The organism is Kitasatospora sp. NPDC101235, assembly GCF_044767505.1.
In the GTDB taxonomy this organism is placed as follows: domain Bacteria; phylum Actinomycetota; class Actinomycetes; order Streptomycetales; family Streptomycetaceae; genus Kitasatospora.
The window spans coordinates 73,067-80,883 of the sequence record NZ_JBIWNZ010000015.1 but is presented as its reverse complement, the minus strand read 5'-3'; the positions used below and the strand labels follow the sequence as shown (position 1 = coordinate 80,883).

The following is a 7,817-nucleotide window of genomic DNA, read 5'->3' as shown; positions in this document are numbered from 1 at the left end:
TACGGACGGCTCGGGGAGAGCCGTGGGACCCGTACGGCACGCCGGGCCGGTGTGGGGGTGGTGTTCGGTGGGGGTGTGCGCCGGGCGCGGTACGGGTCAGCCGGCGGCCTGCTCCGCCATGCGGCGGCGCAGGCTCGCGGGGCGCATGTCGGTCCAGATCTCGTCGATGTGCGCCAGGCACGCCTCGCGGGTGCCCTCGGTGCCCTCCGCGTACCAGCCGGCCGGCAGGTCACGGTCGGTCCACCAGACCGAGTACTGCTCCTCGTCGTTGTGGACCACGCGGAACTCGGCCGGTGCGGACTGCTGTTCGGACATGGATGTCTCCTGAATCGAGTGGTTGACGTGGATCGGGCGGTTCGAGGACCGGCCGGACCGGGTGGATCGGCGAGTCGGCCGGACCGGGTCAGACGGAGGTGGTGAGGCGGGTCTCCCAGAGGTGGGAGACGGCTCCGAAGTGCTCGGCGACCCAGGCGTCGGAGTAGACGGTGTCGAGGTAGCGGTCGCCGCCGTCGGGGAAGACCAGGACGCAGGTGGAGCCCTTCGGGATCCGGTCGGCGAGCCGCTCCAGGGCCGCGACGACCGCCCCCGAGGAGGCTCCGGCGAGGACCGCCTCGCGCCGGACGAGCCGGCGGCAGGCCACGACGGCGTCGAGGTCGGGGACGTGGACCACCTCGTCGGCCAGCGTCACGTCGGCGAGCGGCGGACGGATCGCGGCGCCGTGGCCGGGCAGCAGCCGGGGCCCTGGCGGGTTGCCGAAGATGGCGCTGCCGGCCGCGTCCACGCCCACCACCGTGGTGGACAGGCCGTGTTCGCGGATGTACTCGGCACAGCCCCGCAGCGTCCCGAACGTGCTGACCGCGCAGAACAGGTAGTCGATCCGGCCGCCCAGGGCGCGGTCGATCTCCGCCATGGTGCGGTGGTGCGCCATCGGGTTGAGCGGGTTGGTGTACTGGTTGGGCCAGTACGCGTGAGGGATCGTCGCGGTCAGCTCCTGTACGCGGCGGAGCCGGGCGGGCAGGAACTCGCGGGTCTGCGGGTCGGGTTCGGTGACCACCTCCACCTCGGCCCGGTAGGCGCGCAGGAGGGCGATGTTCCGCTCGGTGGTCCGGGCGTCGACCACGCAGAGGAAGCGGAGCCCGAAGCTGCGGCACAGCTGGGCGAGTCCCACTCCGAGGTTGCCGGAGCTGGATTCGACGATCACCGACCGTCCCGGCACCAGCTCGCCCGCGGCGACCTTGTCGGCGAGGAGCCGCAGCGCGGTCCTGTCCTTGATGCTGCCGCCGGGATTGAAGCGTTCCATCTTGGCGTGGACCCGGGACCCGAGGTCCGGCAGCAACCGGTCGAGGAGCACCAGTGGGGTGTTGCCGATGGTCTCTTGCAGCCCCTGGGCCGGGGCGCGGCGTCCAGGCTTCATGATCAGCCGGTCTCTCCGGGGAGGAAGCCCTCGACCTGCACGCCGAGCCCCTTGGCCGACGCCTCGGCGTACAGCCGGGCGGCCAGCGCGATGTCGAGGACACCGAGGCCGAAGGGCGAGTAGACCAGGGTCCGCGCGGGGTCGCGGGTGAAGGAGCCGGGGTCCCGCAGCACCCGGCCGATCTCGGCGTCGATGAACTCCCGTCCGCCGGTGGCCTGTTCGGTGAGGTGGATGGAGGTCCGCTCCCGGCTGACGTGGTCGGCGTCGTCGACCACGTTCTGCGCGGCGAGGATGGACTCGGTGTGCAGGTCGCGCAGGGAGACGTGCAGGACCGTGGAGCCGACGGAGAGCGGGGTCAGGTCCAGGTGGGGCTCGCTCGCGGTGGTGGCCAGCGACACCAGACGGTACGTGGCGAGCGCCTCGGCGACGGTGTCCGCGACGGTGACCCGCAGGCCGAGGAGCTCGGTGGCCCGGGCGGCGAAGCCGGCGGCCCGGTCCGGGTCCTGGTCGTACACCACGGCCTCGCGCAGCAGGGGCAGTTCCGAGCGGAGGAAGCGCAGCACCTCCAGGTTGATGACCCCGCAGCCGATCAGGGCCGCGCCGTGGGTGTCGGCGTCCGCGGTGAACAGCCGTGCGGCGAGGGCCGCGCTGGCCGCCGTCCGCTTCGCGGAGACGACCGAGCCCTCGATCAGGGCCTGGGGGCGGCCGGTGGCCGGCTCGTTGAGGATGATCGCCGCGCTGGCGCGCTCCAGGCCCGCCTCCAGGTTCCCGGGGAAGGAGGAGATCCACTTCATGCCCGTGGCCGGCGTCTCCCCGCCGATGAAGGCGGGCAGTCCGATGATGCGGTCCCGGGGGGAGTCGGGAAAGCGCAGGAAGATGGAGTGCGGCAGTGCGGTGAGGCCTTCGTCGTGGGCCGCGTAGGTCTGCCGCACGACATCGGCGACCAGGCGTTCCTGCCCGTCGAGAAGGTCCCGCACGTCGGCGTGACGCAGAATCAGCATGGTGTCGCATCCTTCAGCTCGAAGTTCTCCGGGCACCGGTCACCACCGGACGGAGAGACGATGACGCAGTTCGATCCGGCCGGGATCCGGTGCGCCAGGCTCAGCAGCGCCGCCGCGCCTGCACCGGCCGCCGGGTCGGCCAACAGCCCTTCGCGGTGCAGCAGCAGCTCCCGCATGCGGGAGGTGTCCTCCAGGCTCACCCGCACCACCTCGTCGACGCCGAACGGGACCGCGAGCGGGCCGGACGGCACGGACGCGGGGGCTCTGACGACCCCGACCACCGTGGTGTTCAGCCCCTGGATACGCGCGTACTCGGCGCAGCCGCCCAGCGTGCGGGGGTAGTCCAGGTCGCACAGCACCAGGTCGACCCGCTCCTCCAGCGCCTCGGCGATCTCCCGCATGGTGTCGGTGTCCTCCCGCGGCCACAGCGGGGCCGCGCCGGCGCTCAGTCGCAGCGCACGGGAGTCGGTGGCGAGGATCTCCGAGAGCCGTCCGCGGGCGGCGCCGGGGGCGAGGACCTCGAAGCGCGCCCCGTAGGCCGTGAGCAGCGCGGGGTACGGGGCGGCCGCCTCCGCCTCCAGCAGCGCGAGGAACTCGATGTCGTAGAAGCGGCACACCTGCGCGAGGGAGACCGCGAGTTCGGGGGTGCAGATCTCGACGGCGAGCGAGCTGCCCGGGACGACGGCGTCGCGCCGGATCACCTCCCGTACGAGGGAGAGGGCCGTGCGGTCCTCGATGCTGCCGCCCGGGTTGTGGCGCTCCAGCTTCATGAAGACGCGGGACCGGAATCCCGGGATGAGGCCGGTGGTCTCCATCAGCGGCGTGTCGCCGATGGTGGAGATGATTCCGCGGTGTACGGCCTGGCTCACTCTGTCACTCCCTCTCTGGCTCGCAGGATCAACGGTGCGAGAGGCGCCTATGGACGCCCTATCGAACATCTATACGAGTACTTCGCCGTGTCCCGGCGGTCGGTGGCCGATCGGGCCCGCCCGGCCGGCGGGCGGTCCCGAGCCGCCGCTCCACGCGCCGGTGACCGGGGTCAGCCGGACATCGCCACGAGGACCCGGCGGCTGCCCGTGAACGGCCTGCGGCCGTGCGCGAGCAGGACGTTGTCGATGAGCAGCAGGTCGCCCTCGCGCCAGTCGACGTCGACGGCGTTCTCCAGCCCGCGGTCGCGGATCTGCTCGACGTACGCGGCGGGGATGGGGCTGCCGTCGGCGAAGGTCACCGACTGCGGAAGCTCGTCGGGCGGGAGGATCGCCGCCAGCCGGGCCGCGGTCTCGTCACCGAGCCCGGCCGGGTGCCACTGGTCGGCCTGGTTGAACCAGACCTCGGTGCCGGTGAGGGGATGGCGGACGGTGGCCGGGCGGAGCTGGCCGACCCGCAGGCCGCCGTCGGCCTTCCACGACCAGTCGGCCCCGGCACCCGCCAGGAAGGCCTCGACCTCCCCGCGGTCCTCCGTCTCGAAGGTGGCCTGCCAGCTCTTGCCCAGGCCGTAGCCGTCGTGCAGGTTCTGGACGTAGCGCACCCCGTCACGGAACGCCTCACGGACCTCGGCGTCGAGCGAGCCGAGCCAGAGGGCGGCGTCGAGGACCGGGGTGGCCCCGCCGGTCGTCGCCGCCCTCTCGCAGTAGAACGCCAGCCGCGAGGGCCACTGGTGGGCGTAGCTCATCTCGTTGTGCATCGAGATGGTGAACTCCTGCGGGTACTCCGTCGACGTGTACACGTTCCCGCCGACCTTGGTGCGGGGCGAGTTGCCGTGCACATAGGCGAGCCGGTTCGGCAGCAGCAGGTCGAGGACGCCGTCGAGGTCCTGCGCGGTGATGCCGAAGCCCCGCAGGATGATGCCCTTCCTCTCGGTCAGCAGCCGTTCCAGGCCCTCCTCGCCGGCTGCCTCGGCCAGTTGCCCGGCGAGCCGGTCCGGGCCACCGGCCCCGTCGGCGGCGATCACCCACGGAGCCCACACGTCTGTCTGTCCTTCGGCCGCGGTCTGCATGGTCGGATCCCTCTTCTCTGCACGCGGGTGTCAGGTCCTGTCGCCGCAGAGTCGGCCGGGGAACATGCCGAAAACTATGCGGCTCCTACACGCCGTACGGTCCGCCCGGGTCCAGCGACCGCGGAGCCGTCGACCGCGGAGCCGAAACCGGAGGTCAGGACGGCCTCGGCAGCGATCCGGGCGGTGGAGTCGTACGAGGTCTTCGGCCGCCAGGCGACAACGCACCGGAGTCCTGCGGCGGGCGGGCCGGGCACTTCCCGCCGCAGCGCGCCTCGGACGCCGCCCCACGTGTCATCGGCGGCACGGCTCCAGAAGGGCCGTTCACTGGCTCTACCAACCAGTAAAGGATGAGAATGGCGAGTCTGCCGGGGGGAAACGGCACGGATCGAGCAGTGGGGGAAGAGCGAGCATGCGAGAGATCGTCTTCAGCCTGTTGGGCCCACTGGACGTTCGGGTCGACCACAGATCGATCCATGTGGGCGGAGGGCGTCGACGCACGGTACTCACCATGCTGCTGCTGTCGCCCGGCCGTGTCGTCTCCGTGGACTCCCTCATCGACGCCGTCTGGCCCGCCGGCGCACCCACCACCGCCCGCAACCAGATCGCCATCTGCGTCGCCGGCCTGCGCAAGCTGTTCAAGGACGTCACCGACCCCGCGCACCTCATCGCGACCTCGCACCCGGGGTACGTCCTCAACCCGCAGGGCCACCGGATCGACGCCGTCGTCTTCGAGGACACCGTCCGCCAGGCCCGCGAACTCGCCCGCGGCGGCAGGATCGCCGAGGCCTGCGACGCGTACGCCGAGGCGCTCTCGCTGTGGCGCGGCCGCGCTCTGGAAGGCGTCACCGGCCCCCGCGTCGAGGGGGAGGCCGCCCAGCTGGAGGAGCTGCGCCTCAACGTCCACGAGGAGTACGCCGGCCTGCGGCTCCAGCTCGGCCGCCATCGCGCCCTGATCCCGGAACTCGCCGCGCTGGTCATGGAGAACCCGCTGCGGGAACAGGTCCGCGCCCATCTGATGCTCGCCCAGTACCGGTCCGGACGCCGCGCCGAGGCCCTCGCCCTCTTCCGCGAGGGCCGCCGGCTCCTCATCGACGAACTCGGTATCGAGCCCGGCCCGATCCTGACCGGGCTGCACGAACTCGTCCTGAACGACTCGCCCGAACTCACCCAGCCACCCGTCAACCCCTCCCCGGCGCCGGTCGCCGACGTCGCCGCCCAACTGCCCACCGCCTCGGCCTCCTTCACCGGACGCGTCAAGGAACTCAGCGCCCTCGACCGGATGCTCGACGAGCGCCTGGGCCAGTCCCCCCTCGCCATCGCCGCCATCAGCGGCATCGCGGGCGTCGGCAAGACCGCCCTCGCCGTCCAGTGGGCCAACCAGATCGCCGGCCGCTTCCCCGACGGCCAGCTCTTCACCGACCTGCGCGGCTACGACGAGATGGACGCGCCGGTCTCCCCCGCCACCGCCCTCGACGGCTTCCTGCGCAGCCTCGGCGTCCCCGCGCCCCAGATCCCCGCCGACCCCCGCGACCAGGCCGCTCTCTACCGCAGCGTGCTGGGCGGCAAGCGCGTCCTGATCGTCCTCGACAACGCCCGCTCCTTCCGCCAGGTCCAGCCCTTACTCCCCGGAAACGGCCGCTGCTGCGTCATCATCACCGGCCGCGACCTCATGGACGAACTGATCGGCGACTACGCCGTCCTGTCCCTCGGCCTCAACGCGATGGCCCCGCAGGAGGCCACCGCCCTGCTCGCCGAGGTCGCCGGTGCCGACCGCATCGTCGACGACCCCAGCGCCACCGAACGCCTCGGCGTCCTGTGTGACCGGCTGCCGCTCGCCCTGCGCATCGCGGGCGCCCGCCTCGCCGCGAAACCCCACTGGTCGGTACGGAACCTGGTCACCCGGCTGGAGGACCAGCGCCGTCGGCTGGACGAGCTCAGCCCCGGCGAAGGCGGCGTACGCGCCGGCTTCCGGCTCAGCTACCGCGACCTGTCCCCCCAGGCGCGCGAGCTCTACCGCCGGCTCGGACTCCTCAGCGTGCCCGACTTCGCCTCCTGGGTCGGGGCCGCCCTCGTCGACACCGACGCCGTCGACGCGGAAGACCTCATCGAACAGCTCGTCGACACCCAGCTCCTGGAGGTCGCCCCCTCCTCGGGCCCCGCCATCCGCTACCGCTTCCAGGACCTGCTCCGGCTGTTCGCCTGGGAACGCGCCCAGGAGGAGGAGAGCGAGGAGAACCGCACGGCCGCACTGGAACGGGCCTACGGGGGCTGGCTCGCGCTCGCGGACGCCGCCCGCACCCGCACCTACGGAGGCGGCCACACCGTCTCCTACGGCAGGGTCACCCCGTACCCGTTCGCCGCCGAGCTCACCGACGAACTCCTCGCCGACCCCGTGGACTGGCTGGAGTCCGAACGCACCGCCCTGCGCGACGTCATCAAGCAGGCCGCGGCCGGGGACCACACCGCCGCCTACGCCTGGGGCCTGACGGTCAACAGCACCACCCTCTTCGAGGCCCACAACTACCTCGACGACTGGAGCACCTGCGCCGACCACGCCCTCGCCGCAGCCGTCCGCACCGGCGACACCCTCGGCGAGGCCACGATGCTCCGCTCCCAGGCCACCCTGGCGATCTACCAGCGCCACTACGAGGAGGCCGAACCCCTGCTCACCCGGGCCTTCGCCCTCTTCAACGCGTGCGGCGAGATCCACGGGCGTGCCGTGACCCTGCGCAACCTGGCCCTGTGCGCCCGCTTCTCCGGCGACCTCGACGGCGCCATGCGGGACGCCCGCGAGGCCCTGGAGGGGTTCCGGCAGGCGGGCGACATCGCCGGCGAGTCCCATGCCCTGGGACTGCTCGCCCAGCTGGAGCTGGAACGGGGCAACCTGGCCGAGGGAATAGCCCTGTGCACGGATGCCATCGCCATGAGCCGCAAGGCCGGCAGTGTCCGCGGCGAGACCCAGAACACCTACCGGCTGGCCGAGGCCCTGCTGCGCCGGGGCGACCCGGCCGCGGCGGAGGAGACCTGCGTCAAGGTCCTCGCCCTCACCCGGCAGGACGGCGACCGGCTCGGCGAGGCCCACGCGCTGCGCGGCATCGGCGAGGCCCGCTGGCGCCAGGGCGCGTGGGAGAGCGCGCAGATCGCGCTCCTCCAGGCCCTCGACGTGGCCGACGAGGTGTCCGACCGGTTCCTCCGCGCCCGTATCGAGGCCGACCTCGGCTGCGCGCTCGCGGTGCGCGGCACGCCCGAGGCGGCCCTCCGTCTGGAGGCCGCGCGGGCCGTGTTCGAGGAACTGCGTGCCCCCGTCTGGCAGGAGCAGGTGGCGAAGGTCCTGAAGAACGTGACCGCAGCCGGCGGCCCCGTCTCCCCGCAGGACCTCATCGACGTCCTGGAAGGCTGACGCGGA

Annotated in this window: 6 protein-coding genes; 1 reads left to right on the top strand and 5 read right to left on the bottom strand. The window is 72.5% G+C overall.

Translation table 11 applies throughout. From position 1 onward, the window contains the following. Positions 1-96: 96 nt before the first annotated feature. From ACIRRH_RS24545 to ACIRRH_RS24525, 5 genes are all read right to left on the bottom strand, one after another. Positions 97-315 carry an MbtH family NRPS accessory protein gene (locus ACIRRH_RS24545; protein ID WP_224275953.1) on the bottom strand — a complete coding sequence of 73 codons (219 nt, stop codon included), beginning with the start codon at positions 313-315 and terminating at the stop codon, positions 97-99. Positions 316-403: 88 nt separating this feature from the next. Further along, positions 404-1,414, bottom strand: coding sequence for a 2,3-diaminopropionate biosynthesis protein SbnA (sbnA, locus tag ACIRRH_RS24540; protein WP_403071136.1), 1,011 nt, complete (start codon positions 1,412-1,414; stop codon positions 404-406). 2 nt (positions 1,415-1,416) lie between these two features. After that, positions 1,417-2,415, bottom strand: coding sequence for a 2,3-diaminopropionate biosynthesis protein SbnB (gene sbnB, locus ACIRRH_RS24535; RefSeq protein ID WP_403071133.1), 999 nt, complete (start codon positions 2,413-2,415; stop codon positions 1,417-1,419). Beyond that, positions 2,409-3,284, bottom strand: a complete 876-nt coding sequence (locus ACIRRH_RS24530) for a pyridoxal-phosphate dependent enzyme (RefSeq protein WP_403071130.1) — start codon at positions 3,282-3,284, stop codon at positions 2,409-2,411. The genes sbnB and ACIRRH_RS24530 overlap by 7 nt, the downstream gene beginning before the upstream one ends. 170 nt (positions 3,285-3,454) lie before the next feature. Next, positions 3,455-4,411: a TauD/TfdA family dioxygenase gene (locus ACIRRH_RS24525; RefSeq protein ID WP_403071127.1), complete on the bottom strand. Its 957-nt coding sequence runs from the start codon at positions 4,409-4,411 to the stop codon at positions 3,455-3,457. Here ACIRRH_RS24525 and ACIRRH_RS24520 point away from each other — a divergent pair. Then, positions 4,410-7,811 carry a BTAD domain-containing putative transcriptional regulator gene (locus ACIRRH_RS24520; protein ID WP_403071124.1) on the top strand — a complete coding sequence of 1,134 codons (3,402 nt, stop codon included), beginning with the start codon at positions 4,410-4,412 and terminating at the stop codon, positions 7,809-7,811. The two genes, ACIRRH_RS24525 and ACIRRH_RS24520, sit on opposite strands and share 2 nt — an antisense overlap. Positions 7,812-7,817 lie beyond the last annotated feature (6 nt).

What these genes read in the sequence shown, in the direction of transcription:
- sbnA (WP_403071136.1), bottom strand. Translation starts at nt 1,414, where the DNA reads ATGAAGCCTGGACGCCGCGCCCCGGCCCAGGGGCTGCAAGAGACCATC.
- ACIRRH_RS24520 (WP_403071124.1), top strand. Translation starts at nt 4,410, where the DNA reads ATGGTCGGATCCCTCTTCTCTGCACGCGGGTGTCAGGTCCTGTCGCCG.
- ACIRRH_RS24525 (WP_403071127.1), bottom strand. Translation starts at nt 4,411, where the DNA reads ATGCAGACCGCGGCCGAAGGACAGACAGACGTGTGGGCTCCGTGGGTG.
- ACIRRH_RS24545 (WP_224275953.1), bottom strand. Translation starts at nt 315, where the DNA reads ATGTCCGAACAGCAGTCCGCACCGGCCGAGTTCCGCGTGGTCCACAAC.
- sbnB (WP_403071133.1), bottom strand. Translation starts at nt 2,415, where the DNA reads ATGCTGATTCTGCGTCACGCCGACGTGCGGGACCTTCTCGACGGGCAG.